We start from the raw sequence: 17600 nt of genomic DNA, 5'->3' as shown, positions 1-17600 counted from the left end.
AACATTGGCGCGCTGTAAGCAGCACAGCTGCGGCGTTCCGGCATGCTTTTGGCCTTGCCTCAGCCGTCCCGCCTGCCGACAAGGACGGGAATTGCGCACAGCGAGCGGAGCCGGCCCCGCCGAGGCCGGGCTCCCGACAAGTCCTGGGAGTGCTTCGTGATCGAGACCAAGCCTATCGACGGAAAGGCCTTCGCCGCCGGACTGCGCGCCCGCATCGCCGAGGAGGTGTCCGCCCTCAAGGCCAGCGCCGGCCTCACCCCCGGCCTCGCCGTGGTGCTGGTGGGCGAGGATCCGGCCAGCCAGGTCTATGTGCGCAACAAGGCGGCCCAGACGGCCGAGGCCGGCATGGCCTCGTTCGAGCACAAGCTCGCCGCCGACACGCCCGAGGCGGACGTGCTGGCCCTGGTGGCGAAGCTGAACGCCGACCCGGCCGTGAACGGCATCCTCGTCCAGCTGCCGCTGCCGGCGCAGATCGACGCCACCAAGGTCATCGCCGCCATCGATCCCGCCAAGGACGTGGACGGCTTCCATGTGGTGAACGCCGGCCGCCTCGCCGTCGGCCTCGATGCGCTGGTGCCCTGCACGCCGCTCGGCTGCATCATGCTGCTCAAGCATCACCTCGGCAGCCTCGCTGGCCTCAAGGCGGTGGTGGTGGGTCGCTCCAACATCGTCGGTAAGCCGGCGGCACAGCTGCTGTTGAAGGAAGATTGCACCGTCACCATCGCCCATTCCCGCACCCGCGACCTGCCCGGCGAATGCCGCACGGCGGATATCCTGGTGGCGGCGGTGGGCCGGCCGGAGATGGTGCGGGGAGACTGGATCAAGCCAGGCGCGACGGTGATCGACGTGGGCATCAACCGCGTGCCGAAGAACGACGGCAAGACCCGCCTCGTGGGGGACGTGGCCTATGCGGAAGCGCAAGGCATCGCCGGCCTCATCACGCCGGTGCCGGGCGGCGTGGGGCCAATGACCATCGCCTGCCTGTTGCAGAACACGCTCACCGCCGCAAAACGCCAGCACGGCATCGCCTGACAGAGGGGCGGGCCACGGCCCGCCTTTGGGCGCGGAGGCAATTACAGCCCGAGCGAGAGCCCGAGCATGAAGGCGAGCGGCGGGAGCCAGACCATGGCGAGCGCAAGGTCGCGGCGGCCGCGCCGCCACATCCACAGGCCCATCGCCGGCGACAGCAGGGTGATTCCCAAGGTGCTGGCCCAGCCCATCACCGCCGATGCCTCGCCCCGAGCCCCCTCCGGACCACCGAAGACGAAGCCGGAAATCGCAATCAGCAGGATGACGATGCCGGCATCGACCAGGAGGCCGAGGCCCATGACCAGCTTGAGCGCCAAAGGCGCAGGGGGCGCCGCTGGAATGCGCGAGGCCTCCGGCGCGGGAGCGCCGGGACCGGGAGCTTCAGGTGCCGATGGCACGGCCACAGAGCGGGCTGGTCAGCCGATGGCGCGGTCGCGGATGGCGACACCCTTCTCTTCCAGCAGCGGGATCAGCTCGCCCGACTGGAACATCTCGCGGACGATGTCGCAGCCGCCCACGAACTCGCCCTTGATGTAGAGCTGGGGAATGGTCGGCCAGTTGGCATAGTCCTTGATGCCCTGGCGGACCATGTCGTTCTCGAGCACGTTCACGCCCTTGAAGGGGACGCCCACGTGGTCGAGAATCTGCACCACCTGGCCGGAGAAGCCGCACTGCGGGAACTGCGGCGTGCCCTTCATGAACAGCACCACATCGCCGGACTTCACGATGGCGTCGATATCGTCACGAATGCCCATGGTCTCAAATCCAATGTCTGCGGCCGGAAAGAAGGCCTTCCACCGATAAAGATCGGCCCAAGCGGCCCGAAGCGCAAGGCCTCAGGGGGCGACACGCTTGCACAGGCACGTGTCACCCCACCGCGAGCGGAGCCGTGCCCGGATTACTCGGCGGGGGCGGAGGTCTGCAGGGCGAGGGCGTGCAGAACGCCGCCCATGTTCCCCTTGAGCGCGGCATAGACCATCTGGTGCTGCTGCACCCGGCTCTTGCCGCGGAACGAGGCCGAGACGATGCGGGCGGCGTAGTGGTCGCCGTCGCCCGCCAGATCCTCGATCACCACGGTGGCGTCGGGCAGCGCATCCTTGATGAGCTGCTCGATGTCGCGGGCATTCATGGGCATGGTCGAAACGTCCTTGCTGTGCGCGAGAGCGTCAGGATGAGGCGCCCATGTAGATGGGCAGCCACGTCTCGTGCCGGTCCTTCAACGATTCGACAACTATCGAGCGGTCGTGCGGCACGATCAAGCGGTCGCCGCCGGTCTTGCCGATCTTCATGATCGGCACGCCCGCCATCTCCGCCTTGTGGATCACCTCGGCACCTTGGCCGGAGGCGACCGTGACCACGTAGCGGGCCTGATCCTCGCCGAACCACCACGCATAGGGGTCCATCCCGTCCGGCGCGTCTTCCAGCGACACGCCGATGCCGCTGGCCATGGCCATCTCGGCCAGCGCCACGAGCAGGCCGCCGTCCGACACGTCATGCACGGCGGTGGCGACGCCATCGCGGATGAGGTTGCGCACGAAGTCGCCGTTGCGCTTCTCGGCGATGAGATCGACCGGGGGCGGGGCCCCTTCCTCGCGCTCGCACACGGTGGCGAGGAAGGCGGAGGCGCCGAGCCAGCCCTTGGTCTTGCCGATGAGCAGCACCGGCTCGCCCGCTGCCTTGAAGTCCAGCGTCATGGTCTGGTCGAGATCCTCGATCAGGCCGACGCCGCCGATGGTCGGGGTGGGCAGGATCGCCTTGCCGTTGGTCTCGTTGTAGAGGCTGACGTTGCCGGAGACGACCGGGAAGTCCAGCGCCTCGCAGGCGGCGCCGATGCCTTTCACGCAGCCCACGAACTGGCCCATGATCTCCGGCTTCTCGGGATTGCCGAAGTTCAGGTTGTCGGTCACCGCGATGGGGGTGGCGCCCACGGCGGTGAGGTTGCGCCACGCCTCGGCCACCGCCTGCTTGCCGCCCTCGAAGGGGCCGGCCTCGCAATAGCGGGGCGTCACGTCCGTGGTCATGGCGAGGGCCTTGGGGCCGTCGTTCACGCGCACTACCGCCGCGTCGCCGCCCGGGCGCTGCACGGTGTTGCCGAGAATGAGGTGGTCGTACTGCTCCCACACCCAGCGCTTGGAGCACAGGTCCGGCGAGGCGATGAGCCGCTCCAGCGCGTCCGACACCGAGGCGGTGGTGCGCACGTCCGAGGGCAGGATCTCGGGGCGCGGGGCCGGCTCATCATAGGGGCGGCGGTATTCGGGGGCCTCGTCGCCCAGTTCCTTGATGGGCAGGTCGGCTTCCACGAACCCCTTGTGCTTCACCACGAAGCGCAGCGTATCGGTGGTGTGGCCGACGACGGCGAAGTCGAGGCCCCACTTCTTGAAGATGGCTTCCGCCTCTTCCTCCTTGCCGTCGGCGATCACCATGAGCATGCGCTCCTGGCTCTCCGACAGCATCATCTCATAGGCCGTCATGCCGGTTTCGCGGCAGGGCACGGCGTCGAGGTTCAGCTCCACGCCGAGGTCGCCCTTGGCGCCCATCTCGACGGCGGAGCAGGTGAGGCCGGCGGCGCCCATGTCCTGGATCGCCACCACGCAGCCCGCCTGCATGATCTCAAGGCAGGCTTCCAGCAGCAGCTTCTCGGCGAAGGGGTCGCCCACCTGCACGGTCGGGCGCTTCTCCTCGGCATCGGCGCCGAACTCGGCCGAGGCCATGGTGGCGCCGTGGATGCCGTCACGGCCGGTCTTGGAGCCGAGATAGACGATGGCCCGGCCGACACCGGTGGCCGCCGCGTAGAAGATCTCGTCCGTCTTCGCGAGGCCGACCGCCATGGCGTTGACGAGGATGTTGCCGTTGTAGCGCTTGTGGAAGCCCACCGAGCCGCCCACCGTGGGCACGCCGAAGGAATTGCCGTAGCCGCCGATGCCGGCCACCACGCCGGCCAGAAGGCGGCGGGTCTTCAGATTGTGGCAGTCGCCGAAGCGCAAGGCGTTGAGCGCCGCGATGGGCCGCGCGCCCATGGTGAACACGTCGCGCAGGATGCCGCCCACGCCCGTCCCCGCGCCCTGGTAGGGCTCGATGAAGGAGGGGTGGTTGTGGCTCTCCATCTTGAACACCACGGCGAGGCCGTCGCCGATGTCCACCACGCCGGCATTCTCGCCCGGCCCCTGGATCACGCGCTTGCCGGTGGTGGGCAGGGTGCGCAGCCAGACCTTGGAGGATTTGTAGGAGCAGTGCTCGTTCCACATGGCCGAGACGATGCCCAGCTCCGTGATCGACGGCTCGCGGCCGATCAGCTTCACAAAGTGATCGTACTCCTCCGGCTTCAGCCCATGCTCGGCGACGAGCTCCGGCGTGATGCGGACGGTGTTGGGAATGTGGTTCACGGGCGTCGATCCGAATTGGGGCCGCGGCTCACGCCGCCTTGAGGGCGCCGGCGAGGCTCTCGAAGAGGCCGCGTCCGTCGGTGGGGCCGATCTCCGGCTCGATGTAGTTTTCCGGGTGGGGCATCATGCCGAGCACGTTGAACTTCTCGGAATAGATGCCGGCGATGCCGTTGATGGCGCCGTTGGGGCCGTCCGTCTCGTCGATCTGGCCGTCGCGGCGGGCGTAGCGGAAGGCGACGCGGCCGTCGCCCTCGATCCGCGCCAGGTTGGCCTCGGAGGCGGTGAAATTGCCCTCGCCGTGGGCCACGGGGATGCGGATGAGCTCGCCCTTGCGATAGGCCTTGGTGAAGGGCGTATCCGCCCGCTCCACCCGCAGCAGCACCTCGCGGCAGACGAAGCGCAGGCGCGCGTTGCGCACCAGCACGCCGGGCAGCAGCCCCGCCTCGCACAGGATCTGGAAGCCGTTGCAGATGCCGAGCACCAGGCCGCCGCGGGCCGCATGGGCGCGCACGGCTTCCATGATATTCGCCCGCGCGGCGATGGCACCGCAGCGCAGATAGTCGCCGTAGGAGAAGCCGCCGGGCAGGACCACGAGGTCGGTGCCCTTGGGCAGCTCATGCTCGGCGTGCCACACCACCTGGGGCTTGGCGCCGGAAACGAGCCGCAGCGCGCGAACGGCGTCCTGCTCACGATTGGAGCCGGGGAAGAGGATGACGGCTGGTTTCATGATCTCTCAGTGGGTGCCGACGCGGCCGAGCCTGCGTGCGATGCGATCGAGCCGCGCGTCACGGCCCGCGTGCATGCCGTATATGGTGTTCATGTCCCGCCCCGTGGCGGGCCGGAGACCGTGACGGGCGATCACCTCTGCGCGATCCCGCAGGGGCGGCGCGGCGCGGGCAGCGTCCCGTGGGATCGACGCCGGAACCTCGGTGTGACGCTCGTTGGTGATCTCGGCCATCATGCCCTCTCGGCGGCCTTGCTCCCTGAAACGGCCGCCAGATTATCACATCACTCGCACATCACTCGGCGAACTCGACCTTGTAGGTCTCGATCACGGTGTTGGCGAGAAGCTTGTCGCAGGCGTCCTTCAGGGCGCCCTCGGCGGCGGTGCGGTCGTTGCCGGCCAGCTCCACGTCGAACACCTTCCCCTGGCGCACGCTCTGCACGCCGGCCACGCCCAGCGACCGCAGCGCGCCTTCGATGGCCTTGCCCTGCGGGTCGAGCACCGCCGACTTGAGGGTGACGATCACTCGGGCCTTCATGGAAACCTCGCCTTCATGGCACGGGCCGGCGCCCGCGTTGTTGCTTGCCCGCCGCTAGGCATCGCCAGGGCCAGAGGGGCCCGGCAACGCAAAACGGGGGCCGATCCGGCCCCCGCCTAGCACTTTTCGGGTAGGGGAAACAACGCCCCCGCCCGAATTGACGCCTCACTTCACCAGCACGGGGCCCTTGCCCTGCGTCGGATCGTTCTCCATCAGGATTCCGAGCCGGCGCGCGACCTCGGTATAGGCCTCCACGAGGCCGCCCATGTCGCGGCGGAAGCGGTCCTTGTCCATCTTGTCGTTCGACTTGATGTCCCAGAGCCGGCACGAATCGGGGCTGATCTCGTCAGCGACCACGATCCGCATCATGTCGTTCTCCCACAGGCGGCCGCATTCCATCTTGAAGTCGATCAGACGGATACCGGCGCCGAGGAAGAGGCCGGACAGGAAGTCGTTGACGCGGATCGCCAGGGCGATGATGTCGTCGATTTCCTGGGTGGTGGCCCAGCCGAAGGCGGTGATGTGCTCTTCCGACACCATCGGGTCGTTGAGCGCGTCATTCTTGTAATAGAACTCGATGATCGAGCGCGGCAGCTGGGTGCCTTCCTCGATCCCGAGGCGGGTCGAGATGGAGCCCGCGGCGACGTTGCGCACGACGATCTCGAGGGGAATGATCTCCACTTCCCGGATGAGCTGCTCGCGCATGTTCAGCCGGCGGATGAAATGGGTCGGCACCCCGATGTCGTTCAACCGGGAGAAGATGTACTCCGAAATCCGGTTGTTCAGCACGCCCTTGCCGTCGATGACATCGTGCTTCTTCGCATTGAAGGCCGTGGCATCGTCCTTGAAGTGCTGAATGAGTGTGCCGGGCTCGGGTCCTTCATAGAGGACTTTCGCCTTGCCTTCGTAGATTCGGCGGCGGCGGCTCATGGGGGTATACCGTCGATTGAGGAAATCCATGGGTTTGCCAAGGCTCCGTTCGTGTGACGCTCCTCGGCGGGGCCGGGATGGCTGTTTGACGGTCACCCCAAACCCGTTCGGACACTAGCCGATCAGGCCGCGCGATACAACGCGCGTCCATATGCCCGTCATGTCCGGCCGTCATGCGCTGGCATCTTGCGCTTGGCATCGTGCCGGACCGGGCAGGTGCGGCACCGTTCCCCGGCGAGCGGCCATCAGGTCGCACGGTCGTATCGGGGCGCGGAGCTTTACTGACGTTGATCTAATGGGAGGCGGAGGATATTCAAGGCGCGCGTGCGGAGTGCGCGTGTGGAGCTGCGGCTGCCCTTGCGTGAGCGCAGCGGCAACCCAAATCATCAGGGTCCGCGCAAACGCAGTCCGCGCAAACAGATCAGGCCGGCCGCCGGCCGCCCATTCGCAGGAAGAGGGGTGCCATGACCACGTTCGACAAGCGCGAGGAAGGTTTCGAGAAGGCTTTCGCGCTCGACGAGGAGACGCGGTTTCGGGCGCTCGCCCGCCGCAACAAGAAGCTTGGCCTGTGGGCCGCCGAGAAGCTTGGCCTGACCGGCGAGGCGGCCCAGGAATACGCCAAGGAGGTCGTCGTCGCCGACCTGCAGGAAGCCGGCGACGAGGACGTGTTCCGCAAGCTGCGCGCCGACTTCGACGCCAGGAATGTCGATGTCTCGGACCACCAGATCCGCCGCAACATGGACGAGCTTCTCGCCGTCGCCGCGGCCGAGGTGAAGTCCGGCACCTGAGCCCCATTTGCGTTTCCCGCCGCGTCGCAGGACGCGGCGGCCCAAACAAAAAGGCCGCCCGATGGGCGGCCTTTTCTTTTCTCGGGTCCCGCGCCGGATCAGCGCGAGTAGAACTCAACCACCAGGTTCGGTTCCATCTGGACCGCGTAGGGCACTTCGTTCAGCTCGGGGATGCGGGCGAAGCGCGCGGTGAGCTTGTGGGTGTCGACCTCGATGTAGTCGGGCACGTCACGCTCGGCGAGCTGCTGCGCCTCGATCACGATGGCGAGCTGGCGGGAGGCTTCCTTCACCTCCACCACGTCGTCGACCTTCACGAGGTAGGACGGGATGTTCACGCGCTTGCCGTTCACCTTCACGTGGCCGTGGGAGACGAACTGGCGGGCGGCGAAGATGGTGGGCACGAACTTGGCGCGGTAGACCACCGCGTCCAGGCGGCGCTCCAGCAGGCCGATGAGGTTGGCGCCGGTGTCGCCCTTGAGGCGCGAGGCCTCGACATACACCTTGTGGAACTGCTTCTCGCCGATGGAGCCGTAATAGCCCTTCAGCTTCTGCTTGGCGCGCAGCTGCACGCCGAAGTCGGACAGCTTGCCCTTGCGGCGCTGGCCGTGCTGGCCGGGACCGTATTCACGACGGTTCACCGGGCTCTTGGGGCGGCCCCAGATGTTCTCGCCCATACGGCGATCGATCTTGTGCTTGGCCGCAATGCGCTTGCTCATGTAACGCGGATCCCTATTGGTTCGTTCGAGTTTGGATCGCGCCCCTCCTCTGCGGAATGGATGGAAACCCAGAGGTTCCGGACCGTTCCGCCGACAGGCTCGCCCGGCGCGCTGCCTTGCGAAGCCACGGGTGCGTGAAACGCCAAGCGGGCCACTTCCGGCCCGCAAGGTGGCGGGTTCTTAGTCGCGAAAGCGTGCGGAGTCAACGCCGGCGGCGCTTCGGCCCCGATCCGCGCGCCCGGCGGCGGGCGAATCATCAACCCGCGCCGACCTGCCATGAAAGATATTTAACTGACGGGAATGGCTATTGCCCCGTTCCCGGCCGCCAGCACAGTATCCGGCAACCGGCCCATTTGGCCAGCATGGAGGCATCCCGTGAAAGTCCTCGTCTTCCAGCATGTCGCCTGCGAGCACCCCGGCCGCTTCCGAGACTTCATGCGCGCCGATGGCGTGGAATGGGACGCGGTGGAGCTGGACGAGGGCGAGACCATCCCGCCCTTCGATGATTACGCCGCGCTCATGGTGTTCGGCGGGCCCATGGATGTCTGGCAGGAGGAGGAACTGCCTTGGCTCGTCGCAGAGAAGGCGGCGATCCGGGACTGGATGGCCACCGGCAAGCCCTATCTCGGCGTCTGCCTCGGCCATCAGCTTCTCGCCGATGCGCTGGGCGGCAAGGTGGGCCTCATGCCCCGGCCGGAAGTGGGTGTCACCGAGGTGTCGCTGACGGCGGCGGGGCGCGCCTCTCCCTTCTTCAAGGGGCTTCCCCCCACCTTCCCGACGCTCCAGTGGCACGGCGCTGCGGTGCTGGAGCTGCCCCCGGGCGGGGTCGTGCTCGCCGAGAACGAGCATTGCGCCATTCAGGCGCTGCAGGTGGGAGAGAGGGCGTTCGGCATCCAGTATCACGTGGAGCTGACCGACGAGACGGTATCCGAATGGGGCGTGATTCCCGAATACCGCTGCGCGCTGGAGGCCATTACCGGCGCCGGCGGGCAAGCGCTGCTCGAAAACGCGACCAAGGAGCGGATGCCGGTCTTCGCGGCGGCGGCTGAGCAGCTCTATCGGAATTTCAAGGCGACGTGGTGAGGGGGCCGCGCTCACCAGATAGCGGGGCAAAAGGTTAAACACCCCTCACCCCACCCCTCTCCCGCATGGGGAGAGGGAGCTCGGCCGAATTCGAGTCCGGGCGCCATTGTCTGATCTGAGGAGTTCCCCTCTCCCCTCGCGGGAGAGGGTGGATCGCGGCGCAGCCGCGAGACGGGTAAGGGGGCCGCTGCCGTTCGTCGCAGTGCCGGGCCAGGGAGGCGATACCCCTCATCCCAGCCCTCTCCCGCAAGGGGAGAGGGAGCTTGGCCGGCTCCCGGTTCAGTCCGGATCAGAACCCCACGGCCGTGCCGGTGAGGTCGTAGGGGCCGGCGGCCTCGATCTTCACCGTGGCGATCTCGCCCACGCGCAACGGGCGGCGGGAGAACACCTTCACCGTGCCGTCGATCTCCGGCGCATCGCCCTTGGTGCGGCCGATGGCGCCCTGCGCGCTCACGGAATCGATGATGACCTGCTGGCGGGTGCCGACCTTTTTCTTCAGCCGGCGGGCCGAGACCTTCTGCTGGGTTCGCATGAAGCGGTCGTAGCGGTCCTGCTTCACCTCGTCCGGCACCGGATCGGGCAGAGCATTGGCATCCGCCCCGCGCACGGGCTCGAACTTGAAGGCGCCGGCGCGGTCGATCTCGGCTTCCTCCATGAAGGCCAGAAGCTCCTCGAACTCCGCTTCCGTCTCGCCGGGGAAGCCGACGATGAAGGTGGAGCGCAGCGTCAGGTCCGGCACCGCCGCCCGCCACGCCTGGATGCGGGCGAGCGTCTTTTCCTGCGAGGCCGGGCGCTTCATGCGCCTGAGCACGGTGGGGCTCGCGTGCTGGAAGGGGATGTCGAGATAGGGCAGCACCTTGCCGGCGGCCATCAGCTCCATCACCGCATCCACATGCGGGTAGGGATAGACATAGTGCAGGCGCACCCAGGCGCCGAGGTCGCCCAGCGCGGCGGCGAGGTCGAGGAAGCGGGTCGCCACCTCCTTGTCGCCCCACTGGCTCGGCGCATAGCGCAGGTCCACACCGTATGCGGAGGTATCCTGCGAGATGACGAGGAGTTCCTTCACTCCGGCCTTCACCAGCCGCTCGGCCTCGCGCAGCACATCGGCGGCGGGGCGGGAGACGAGGTCGCCGCGCAGCTTGGGGATGATGCAGAAGGTGCAGCGGTTGGAGCAGCCTTCGGAGATCTTCAGATAGGCGTAGTGCCGGGGCGTGAGCTTCACGCCCTGCTCGGGCACGAGATCGAGGAAGGGATCGTGCTGCGGCGGCACGGCCTCGTGGACGGCGGCGAGCACGCTCTCATATTGCTGCGGGCCGGTGATGGCGAGGACGCTGGGATGCACCTCGCGGATCTGCTCGGGCTCGGCACCCATGCAGCCGGTGACCACGACCTTGCCGTTCTCCGCCAGGGCCTCGCCGATGGCGGACAGGCTCTCCGCCTTGGCGCTGTCGAGGAAGCCGCAGGTGTTGACGATGACGAGGTCCGCGCCCTGGTGGGTCTTGGTCAGCTCATAGCCTTCGGCGCGCAGGCGCGTGACGATGCGCTCACTGTCCACCAGCGCCTTGGGGCAGCCGAGGGACACGAAGGAGATGCGCGGCGCGGGCTCGGCCATGGGGAGGCGGGTTCTTTCTGAAGCATTTTCCAGCGAAGTGGGTACCGGTTCGCGTGAAGAAAATGCGTTGAAACAGGTTGCTGTGCGAAGGGCGTGCGCTTACGTCAGCGCGACGGGGCCGTCAACGTTGCGCCCAATGACCGGCCTTTGTGGCCGAAGGAGGGACGGGGGGGCCGGACGCCGGCCGTCCGCCTCACACCGGCTTCAGCAGCACGTGCTTCTTCTTGCCCATGGAGAGCTTCACCACCCCCTCGGGTGTGAGCGCGGCAAGGTCGATCATCGCCTTCTCGTCGGTGACAGCGGCATCGTTCACCCGGAGCCCGCCGCCCTTGATCTGGCGGCGCGCCTCGCTGGTGGAGGCGACGAGGCCGGCCTCCACGAAGGCGTTGGCGACGGGCAGGCCCGCCTCCAGCTTCGCGCGGGGCAGCTCGACGGTGGGCAGGTCCACGGCCAGCGCACCCTGCTCGAAGGTGGTGCGGGCGGTCTCCTTGGCCTTCTCGGCGGCCTCGCGGCCGTGCAGGAGCGCGGTCGCCTCGGTGGCGAGCACCTCCTTGGCGATGTTGATCTCCTGGCCTTGAAGCGCGGCGAGGCGGGCGATCTCGTCCAGCGGCAGCTCGGTGAAGAGCTTGAGGAAGCGCTCCACGTCCGCATCGCCGGCGTTGCGCCAGTACTGCCAGTACTCATAAGGCGAGAGCAGGTCGGCATCGAGCCACACGGCGCCGCCGGCGGTCTTGCCCATCTTGGCGCCGGAGGAGGTGGTGAGCAGCGGCGTCGTGAGCGCGAAGAGGTCGGCGCCGTGCATGCGGCGGCCCAGCTCCATGCCGTTGACGATGTTGCCCCATTGGTCGGAGCCGCCCATCTGCAGGATGCAGCCGTGGCGCCGGTTCAGTTCGACGAAGTCATAGGCCTGCAGGATCATGTAGTTGAATTCGAGGAAGGTGAGCGGCTGCTCGCGCTCCAGCCTGAGCTTCACCGAATCGAAGGTCAGCATCCGGTTGATGGTGAAATGCGGCCCCACCTCGCGCAGGAGGGGGATGTATTTCAGCTCATCCAGCCAGGCCGCGTTGTTCTCCATGATGGCGGGCAGGAGCGAGGCACGAGGTTCACTTTGGTCAGCGCCGTCTTGTGACGGAAGCGGGTTCGTCTGTTGTTGATGGCGAGCGAATCCACCGTGCCGGCGCGGTGGCGCGCCGTCGAAGTCGAGGAACTGGGCGAACACCTTGCGGATGGAGGCAATGTTGTCCGAAATCTGGCGGTCAGTCAGCATCTTGCGGGCCTCGTCCTTGCCGGACGGGTCGCCGATCTTGGTGGTGCCGCCGCCCATCAGCGCAATCGGCCGGTGGCCGGTGCGCTGGAGGGTCCGCAGCATCATGATGGAGAGCAGGTGCCCCGCATGCAGGCTCGATGCGGTGGCGTCGAAGCCGATATAGGCGGTGATGGGCCCTTCCGCGGCCTTGGCATCGAGGCGCTCAAGGTCCGAGCACTGGTGGATGTAGCCGCGCTCGTGAAGCGTGCGCAGGAAATCGGAGCGGAAGGAGGGAGAAGTCATCACACAGATCGAGGCTTGAGGCTGGCGCTCACGCGCCGGAAAGGAGCGGTGGTGTATCAGGTCCGGCGCAAGAATGCATGTGCGTGAGGCGAGGGGGTTCTTATGCGTGTCGTCGGGCTGATGAGCGGCACCTCCATGGACGGCATCGACGCAGCCTTGATCGAGACGGATGGCGAAACCGTCGCCTGGCTCGGCCCCTCCATCACCCGGCCCATCGATGCCCGGACCCGCGCCCTCCTCGTCACCGCCATGGAGGACGCGCGCGGCGTGAACCATCGCGACGACCGGCCGGGCGCGCTGGCGGAAGCCGAGCGGCGCATCACCGATCTCCACGCCGAGGCCGTGCGGGCGCTGCTGGAGCCGCTGCGGCTCACGCCCGGTGACATCGACCTCGTGGGCTTCCATGGCCAGACGGTCATCCACCGGCCGGATGCGCGCCTCACCGTGCAGATCGGCGAGGGCCAGCGGCTGGCCACGGCGCTCGGCATCCCGGTGGTCGCTGATTTCCGGGCGGCGGACGTGGCGGCGGGCGGGCAGGGGGCGCCGCTGGTGCCGGTCTTCCATCAGGCGCTGGTGCGCCGGCTCACCCTGCCGCAGCCGGTGGCGGTGCTGAACGTGGGCGGGGTCGCCAATGTCACGGTGATCGACGGCGACGCCCCGCCGATTGCCTGCGACACCGGGCCGGGCAACGCGCTGATCGACGATTTTCTGAAAGAGCGAACCGGCGTTCCCTTCGACGCGGACGGCCGCGCGGCCGCTGCCGGACAGGTGGACGAGGCGCGCGTCGCAGCCGTGCTCGAAGACTCCTTTTTCCGCCAGCCGCCGCCCAAGTCGCTCGACCGCAACGCCTTTCGCCGGGCGGCCGGAGAGCGGATGGGGCTGGCGGGGCTTTCGCTGGAGGACGGCGCGGCGACGCTCACGGCCCTCACGGCGGCGAGCGTCGCAGCGGTGGTCCCGTTCCTGCCCCGGCCGCCCGCCGTGTGGATCGTCGCCGGTGGTGGCGCGCGCAACCCGACGCTTCTGGCCATGCTGGCGCAACGCCTCGGCGCCGAGGTGCGCACGGCGGACAAGGTGGGGTGGTCCGGCGACGCGCTGGAGGCCCACGCCTTCGGCTATCTCGCCGCGCGTTCGCTGCGCGGGCTGCCGCTGACGTTTCCGACCACCACGGGGGTGGCGGCGCCGATGACGGGCGGCGTGCTGTTCCGGCCGTGAACGCTTCAGCTGTCATCGCCCGGTTCGTCCGGGCGATCCACGGTGCGTCCGGGTGGAAACTTCGGGCTGCGCACAGGCCGAGGGGTGGATCGCCCGGACGAGCCGGGCGATGACGGCGCCAAATGACACACCCCCAAAACGAAAACGGCGCGCCGAAGCGCGCCGTTCAAGCGGGAAAAGCCACCCTCAGGCGGCGCTGTCCTTGCGGGTGCCGGGGAGGCGCTTGTCGAGATAGGTGCCGACCACGCCCATCAATTCCTCGGTCTTGCCGTCGAAGAAGTGGTTGGCGCCAGGCACCACCTGCTGCTCGATGACGATGCCCTTCTGCGTCTTCAGCTTCTCCACCAGCGTCTGCACCGCCGTGGTGGGCACCACCGCGTCCTTGTCGCCATGGACGAACAGGCCGGAGGAGGGGCAGGGGGCGAGGAAGGAGAAGTCGTAGAGGTTCGCCGGCGCGGCGATGGAGATGAAGCCCTCCACCTCCGGGCGGCGCATCAGCAACTGCATGCCGATCCACGCGCCGAAGGAAAAGCCGGCGATCCAGCAGGCGCGGGCGTCCGGGTTCACCGACTGCGCCCAGTCGAGCGCCGCGGCGGCGTCCGAAAGCTCGCCCGTGCCGTGGTCGAACGAGCCCTGCGAGCGGCCGACGCCCCGGAAGTTGAAGCGCAGCACCGAGAAGCCGCGGTTCACGAACTGATAATAGAGATTGTACACCACCGGATTGTTCATCGTCCCGCCGAACTGCGGGTGGGGATGAAGGATGATGGCAATGGGCGCGTTGCGGGTCTTGGCGGGCTGGTAGCGGCCTTCGAGGCGCCCCTTTTCGCCGGGGAAGATCACTTCTGGCATGGAAGTCTGCAACCTCTGGGTGGCAATGACGCGCGGCGCTCTTTCGTCCTGGCGGACGACGGGTCCGGCGCGGGAACCCGTCAGCATGATCCCTGTCGGCTTGACGCCGGAACGGTAATGCTTGACTAACGGTCGCGCGAGACCTATCTATTTAGAATAATTCTAATTTGTTCCCGGCGGCTGCGCGAACCGATGGGCGCTGCGTTGTGAGAACGGGTGAAGTTTGACCTATGACGGAGATCGCCGGCAATTGCAAGCCTGGCACGGGTTGCGGGTGCGTTTGGCACGCGGGACCGGGAGGCGGAGATGAGCGCGGGCGACGGATCGCGGCAGTCGGGTACCGGATTGGGCTGGGGTGAGGCACACGCCTCCCGCCCGTCGGTGCCGCGCCGCGCCTATCTCGATCACAACGCCACGAGCCCCCTGCGGCCCGAGGCCCGCGCCGCGCTGATCGCCGCGCTGGACGCCGGCGGCAACGCCTCGTCCGTCCATGCCGAAGGTCGCGCCGCGCGCGCCCGCATCGAGGCCGCCCGCGCGGCCGTCGCGGCGCTGGCCGGGGCGCCTGTGCGGGGCGTGGTCTTCACCTCCGGTGCCACCGAGGCGGCTGCGCTGGCGCTTCATCCGGCCGTCGAGATCGCCGGCCGGGCGAAGCCCTGCGACGTGCTGCTGGCGAGTGCTGTCGAACACCCGGCCGTGCTCAAAGGCCATCGCTTTCCGTCCGACGCCCTCGAAATCCTTCCGGTGGACGGCGAAGGCCGCCTCGATCTCGCGGCGCTGGCCGAGGCGCTTGCCCGCCATCGCGCCGCCGGGCGCCGCGCCATGCTTGCGGTGATGGCGGCCAACAACGAGACCGGCGTGATCCAGCCCGTTTCAGAAGTCGCACGGCTGGTGCATGAGGCCGATGGCATCGTCTTCTGCGACGCCGTGCAAGCGGCCGGCCGCATCCCGCTCGATATGGCGACGCTGGGCGCCGACTTCCTGGCGCTTTCCGCCCACAAGATCGGCGGCCCGCCCGGCGTCGGCGCGCTGGTGGCGGCGGGGCCGGACCATCGCACCGCGCCGCTTCTGTCCGGCGGCGGGCAGGAGCGCAACCGCCGCGCGGGCACCGAGAACGGGCCCGCCATCGTCGGCTTCGGCGCGGCCGCAACCGCCGTGAAGGCAGCGCTTTCCGCCGAGGCGGAGCGGCTCGCCGCGCTGCGTGACCGACTGGAACGGGCGGTGCTTGAGGGCGTTCCCGGTATGAGAGTGGTGGGCGCGGGTGCCGATCGCCTGCCAAACACCCTTATGGTCACTTTCGCCGGACTTCGGGCCGAGACACTGGTGATCGCGCTCGACCTTGCCCACGTAAGCATCAGTGCCGGCTCGGCGTGTTCCTCCGGGAAGGTCGGCGCCTCGCAGGTGCTGCTCGCCATGGGAGTGCCGGAGGACGAGGCGGCGGGCGCCATCCGCCTGTCGCTCGGCTGGTCGAGCACCATCGAGGATGTGGATGCCGCGGTCGAAGCCTTGAAAAAGGCGGTGCCGCAGCTGAGAAGCCGCGCTTCGCGCGCGGCGTAGGAATTTGCGCCGCGCATCATGCGCGGCAGACGGACTTGACCCGCGGGCCTTGACCCCGCGCGGGAGAGGAGAAGAGAGATGCCTGCGGTTCAGGAAACCGTCGAGCGCGTCCGCGCGATCGATGTGGATCAGTACAAGTACGGTTTCGTCACCGACATCGAGAGCGAGAAGGCCCCCAAGGGCCTGTCGGAAGACACGATCCGTTACATTTCCGCCCGGAAGAACGAACCCGAGTGGATGCTGGAATGGCGGCTCGACGCCTACCGGCGCTGGCTCACCATGGAAGAGCCCACCTGGGCGCGGGTGAGCTACCCGAAGATCGATTTCCAGGACTATTATTATTACTCGGCCCCCAAGGCCGCGCCGAAGTCCATCGACGAGATCGACCCGGAAATCCTCAAGACCTACGAGAAGCTCGGCATCCCGCTGCGCGAGCGCGACGCGCTGCTCGGCATCCAGCGCGAGGGCGGCTCCAGGGTGGCGGTGGACGCGGTGTTCGACAGTGTCTCGGTCGCCACCACCTTCAAGGAGGAATTGGCCAAGGCGGGCGTGATCTTCATGCCCATCTCGGAGGCCATCCGCGAGCATCCCGAGCTGGTGAAGAAATATCTCGGCTCGGTCGTGCCGGTGACGGACAATTTCTACGCTACCCTCAATTCGGCGGTCTTCTCGGACGGCTCGTTCGTGTTCGTTCCGAAGGGCGTGCGCTGCCCCATGGAGCTGAGCACCTATTTCCGCATCAACGAGCGCAACACCGGCCAGTTCGAGCGCACCCTCATCATCGCCGATGAAGGCGCCTATGTGAGCTACCTGGAAGGCTGCACCGCGCCCCAGCGCGACGAGAACCAGCTGCACGCCGCCGTGGTCGAGCTGGTGGCGATGAAGGATGCGGAGATCAAGTATTCCACCGTCCAGAACTGGTATCCCGGCGACAAGGACGGCAAGGGCGGCATCTACAATTTCGTCACCAAGCGCGGCGACTGCCGGGGCGACAATTCCAAGATCTCCTGGACGCAGGTGGAGACCGGCTCGGCCATCACCTGGAAGTATCCGAGCTGCATCCTGCGCGGCGACAATTCGCAGGGCGAGTTCTATTCCATCGCCATCTCCAACGGCCACCAGCAGGTGGATTCGGGGACGAAGATGATCCACCTCGGCAAGAACACGTCGAGCCGGATCATCTCCAAGGGCATCGCCGCCGGGCACTCGGACAACACCTATCGCGGGCTCGTCTCGGCCCACCGCAAGGCCACCGGCGCGCGGAACTTCACCAACTGCGATTCGCTCCTCATCGGCGATCTCTGCGGGGCGCACACCGTGCCCTACATGGAGGCCAAGAACGCTTCAGCCCAGTTCGAGCACGAGGCGACCACCTCCAAGATCTCCGAGGACCAGCTGTTCTACTGCCTCCAGCGCGGCCTTTCGCAGGAGGAGGCGGTGGCGCTCATCGTCAATGGCTTCGTGCGCGACGTGCTCCAGCAACTGCCCATGGAGTTCGCCGTGGAGGCGCAGAAGCTGATCGCCGTGAGCCTGGAAGGCTCGGTGGGCTGACGAACCGGCCGGCGCGCCGCCGGCCTCCCCCTTTTCTCGCGCAGCGCGTCCCCTCGGGCCGCAGCCGCGCGGATCGACATCT

18 protein-coding genes are annotated in these 17600 nt (G+C 67.7%); 6 read left to right on the top strand and 12 right to left on the bottom strand.

The genetic code is table 11. The features are described from left to right. Positions 1-156 precede the first annotated feature (156 nt). Positions 157-1032 (top strand): bifunctional methylenetetrahydrofolate dehydrogenase/methenyltetrahydrofolate cyclohydrolase FolD, encoded by an 876-nt coding sequence (gene folD / locus J2126_RS24845; RefSeq protein WP_432445348.1) that lies wholly within the window; start codon positions 157-159, stop codon positions 1030-1032. Positions 1033-1073: 41 nt separating this feature from the next. Here the strand turns inward: folD and J2126_RS24840 are convergent, their stop codons facing one another. From J2126_RS24840 to purC, 8 genes are all read right to left on the bottom strand, one after another. Next, on the bottom strand, positions 1074-1328 hold the full coding sequence (locus J2126_RS24840) for a hypothetical protein (RefSeq protein WP_209489629.1): 255 nt from the start codon (positions 1326-1328) through the stop codon (positions 1074-1076). 117 nt (positions 1329-1445) lie between these two features. After that, positions 1446-1784 (bottom strand): Grx4 family monothiol glutaredoxin, encoded by a 339-nt coding sequence (gene grxD, locus J2126_RS24835; protein ID WP_209489627.1) that lies wholly within the window; start codon positions 1782-1784, stop codon positions 1446-1448. A 143-nt stretch (positions 1785-1927) separates the two neighbouring features. Then, positions 1928-2164 (bottom strand): BolA family protein, encoded by a 237-nt coding sequence (locus J2126_RS24830; RefSeq protein WP_024278809.1) that lies wholly within the window; start codon positions 2162-2164, stop codon positions 1928-1930. 31 nt (positions 2165-2195) lie between these two features. Beyond that, positions 2196-4403 carry a phosphoribosylformylglycinamidine synthase subunit PurL gene (purL, locus tag J2126_RS24825; RefSeq protein ID WP_209490579.1) on the bottom strand — a complete coding sequence of 736 codons (2208 nt, stop codon included), beginning with the start codon at positions 4401-4403 and terminating at the stop codon, positions 2196-2198. A 37-nt stretch (positions 4404-4440) separates the two neighbouring features. After that, positions 4441-5139: a phosphoribosylformylglycinamidine synthase subunit PurQ gene (gene purQ / locus J2126_RS24820; RefSeq protein ID WP_209489626.1), complete on the bottom strand. Its 699-nt coding sequence runs from the start codon at positions 5137-5139 to the stop codon at positions 4441-4443. A 6-nt stretch (positions 5140-5145) separates the two neighbouring features. Beyond that, positions 5146-5370 carry a hypothetical protein gene (locus J2126_RS24815; RefSeq protein ID WP_209489624.1) on the bottom strand — a complete coding sequence of 75 codons (225 nt, stop codon included), beginning with the start codon at positions 5368-5370 and terminating at the stop codon, positions 5146-5148. A 61-nt stretch (positions 5371-5431) separates the two neighbouring features. Beyond that, positions 5432-5674 (bottom strand): phosphoribosylformylglycinamidine synthase subunit PurS, encoded by a 243-nt coding sequence (gene purS, locus J2126_RS24810; protein WP_169120019.1) that lies wholly within the window; start codon positions 5672-5674, stop codon positions 5432-5434. A gap of 165 nt (positions 5675-5839) precedes the next feature. Then, positions 5840-6634 carry a phosphoribosylaminoimidazolesuccinocarboxamide synthase gene (purC, locus tag J2126_RS24805; protein WP_168458010.1) on the bottom strand — a complete coding sequence of 265 codons (795 nt, stop codon included), beginning with the start codon at positions 6632-6634 and terminating at the stop codon, positions 5840-5842. Between the two features lie 434 nt (positions 6635-7068). On the opposite strand from purC, the gene J2126_RS24800 reads away from it, so the two are divergent. Beyond that, entirely contained in the window at positions 7069-7392 is a 324-nt protein-coding gene (locus J2126_RS24800) for a DUF1476 domain-containing protein (RefSeq protein WP_209489622.1), read from the top strand. A 98-nt stretch (positions 7393-7490) separates the two neighbouring features. Here the strand turns inward: J2126_RS24800 and rpsD are convergent, their stop codons facing one another. Continuing rightward, entirely contained in the window at positions 7491-8108 is a 618-nt protein-coding gene (gene rpsD / locus J2126_RS24795) for a 30S ribosomal protein S4 (protein ID WP_209489620.1), read from the bottom strand. Between the two features lie 375 nt (positions 8109-8483). On the opposite strand from rpsD, the gene J2126_RS24790 reads away from it, so the two are divergent. Continuing rightward, positions 8484-9191, top strand: a complete 708-nt coding sequence (locus J2126_RS24790) for a type 1 glutamine amidotransferase (RefSeq protein WP_348634379.1) — start codon at positions 8484-8486, stop codon at positions 9189-9191. A gap of 289 nt (positions 9192-9480) precedes the next feature. Here the strand turns inward: J2126_RS24790 and rimO are convergent, their stop codons facing one another. Both rimO and tyrS read right to left on the bottom strand, forming a co-directional pair. Next, the gene (gene rimO, locus J2126_RS24785) at positions 9481-10803 is read right to left on the bottom strand and encodes a 30S ribosomal protein S12 methylthiotransferase RimO (protein WP_209489615.1); all 1323 of its coding nucleotides are present in this window, start codon (positions 10801-10803) and stop codon (positions 9481-9483) included. Between the two features lie 193 nt (positions 10804-10996). Continuing rightward, positions 10997-12352: a tyrosine--tRNA ligase gene (gene tyrS, locus J2126_RS24780; protein WP_209489613.1), complete on the bottom strand. Its 1356-nt coding sequence runs from the start codon at positions 12350-12352 to the stop codon at positions 10997-10999. Between the two features lie 102 nt (positions 12353-12454). On the opposite strand from tyrS, the gene J2126_RS24775 reads away from it, so the two are divergent. After that, complete coding sequence (locus J2126_RS24775) at positions 12455-13564, top strand: anhydro-N-acetylmuramic acid kinase (protein WP_209489611.1); 1110 nt, start codon at positions 12455-12457, stop codon at positions 13562-13564. A gap of 186 nt (positions 13565-13750) precedes the next feature. On the opposite strand, the gene J2126_RS24770 is transcribed toward J2126_RS24775, so the two are convergent. Further along, positions 13751-14413, bottom strand: coding sequence for an alpha/beta hydrolase (locus tag J2126_RS24770; protein ID WP_209489609.1), 663 nt, complete (start codon positions 14411-14413; stop codon positions 13751-13753). Between the two features lie 381 nt (positions 14414-14794). Between J2126_RS24770 and J2126_RS24765 the strand changes: the two genes are divergently transcribed. Continuing rightward, positions 14795-15967 carry a cysteine desulfurase family protein gene (locus J2126_RS24765; RefSeq protein WP_209490577.1) on the top strand — a complete coding sequence of 391 codons (1173 nt, stop codon included), beginning with the start codon at positions 14795-14797 and terminating at the stop codon, positions 15965-15967. Positions 15968-16045: 78 nt separating this feature from the next. Then, complete coding sequence (sufB, locus tag J2126_RS24760; protein ID WP_209489608.1) at positions 16046-17518, top strand: Fe-S cluster assembly protein SufB; 1473 nt, start codon at positions 16046-16048, stop codon at positions 17516-17518. Positions 17519-17600: the final 82 nt, after the last annotated feature.

The sequence above is a fragment of the Xanthobacter flavus genome (assembly GCF_017875275.1).
Classification (GTDB): Bacteria; Pseudomonadota; Alphaproteobacteria; order Rhizobiales; family Xanthobacteraceae; genus Xanthobacter; species Xanthobacter flavus_A.
Note: the sequence above shows the minus strand (reverse complement) of the source record. Positions and strands in the feature narration are given on the sequence as shown.

Bases quoted from the DNA above. Each gene is read 5' to 3' on its own strand.
- J2126_RS24840 (WP_209489629.1), bottom strand. From the start codon at position 1,328: ATGGGCCTCGGCCTCCTGGTCGATGCCGGCATCGTCATCCTGCTGATT.
- grxD (WP_209489627.1), bottom strand. From the start codon at position 1,784: ATGGGCATTCGTGACGATATCGACGCCATCGTGAAGTCCGGCGATGTG.
- J2126_RS24830 (WP_024278809.1), bottom strand. From the start codon at position 2,164: ATGCCCATGAATGCCCGCGACATCGAGCAGCTCATCAAGGATGCGCTG.
- purQ (WP_209489626.1), bottom strand. From the start codon at position 5,139: ATGAAACCAGCCGTCATCCTCTTCCCCGGCTCCAATCGTGAGCAGGAC.
- J2126_RS24815 (WP_209489624.1), bottom strand. From the start codon at position 5,370: ATGGCCGAGATCACCAACGAGCGTCACACCGAGGTTCCGGCGTCGATC.
- purS (WP_169120019.1), bottom strand. From the start codon at position 5,674: ATGAAGGCCCGAGTGATCGTCACCCTCAAGTCGGCGGTGCTCGACCCG.
- purC (WP_168458010.1), bottom strand. From the start codon at position 6,634: ATGGATTTCCTCAATCGACGGTATACCCCCATGAGCCGCCGCCGCCGA.
- J2126_RS24800 (WP_209489622.1), top strand. From the start codon at position 7,069: ATGACCACGTTCGACAAGCGCGAGGAAGGTTTCGAGAAGGCTTTCGCG.
- rpsD (WP_209489620.1), bottom strand. From the start codon at position 8,108: ATGAGCAAGCGCATTGCGGCCAAGCACAAGATCGATCGCCGTATGGGC.
- rimO (WP_209489615.1), bottom strand. From the start codon at position 10,803: ATGGCCGAGCCCGCGCCGCGCATCTCCTTCGTGTCCCTCGGCTGCCCC.
- tyrS (WP_209489613.1), bottom strand. From the start codon at position 12,352: ATGACTTCTCCCTCCTTCCGCTCCGATTTCCTGCGCACGCTTCACGAG.
- J2126_RS24775 (WP_209489611.1), top strand. From the start codon at position 12,455: ATGCGTGTCGTCGGGCTGATGAGCGGCACCTCCATGGACGGCATCGAC.
- J2126_RS24770 (WP_209489609.1), bottom strand. From the start codon at position 14,413: ATGCCAGAAGTGATCTTCCCCGGCGAAAAGGGGCGCCTCGAAGGCCGC.
- sufB (WP_209489608.1), top strand. From the start codon at position 16,046: ATGCCTGCGGTTCAGGAAACCGTCGAGCGCGTCCGCGCGATCGATGTG.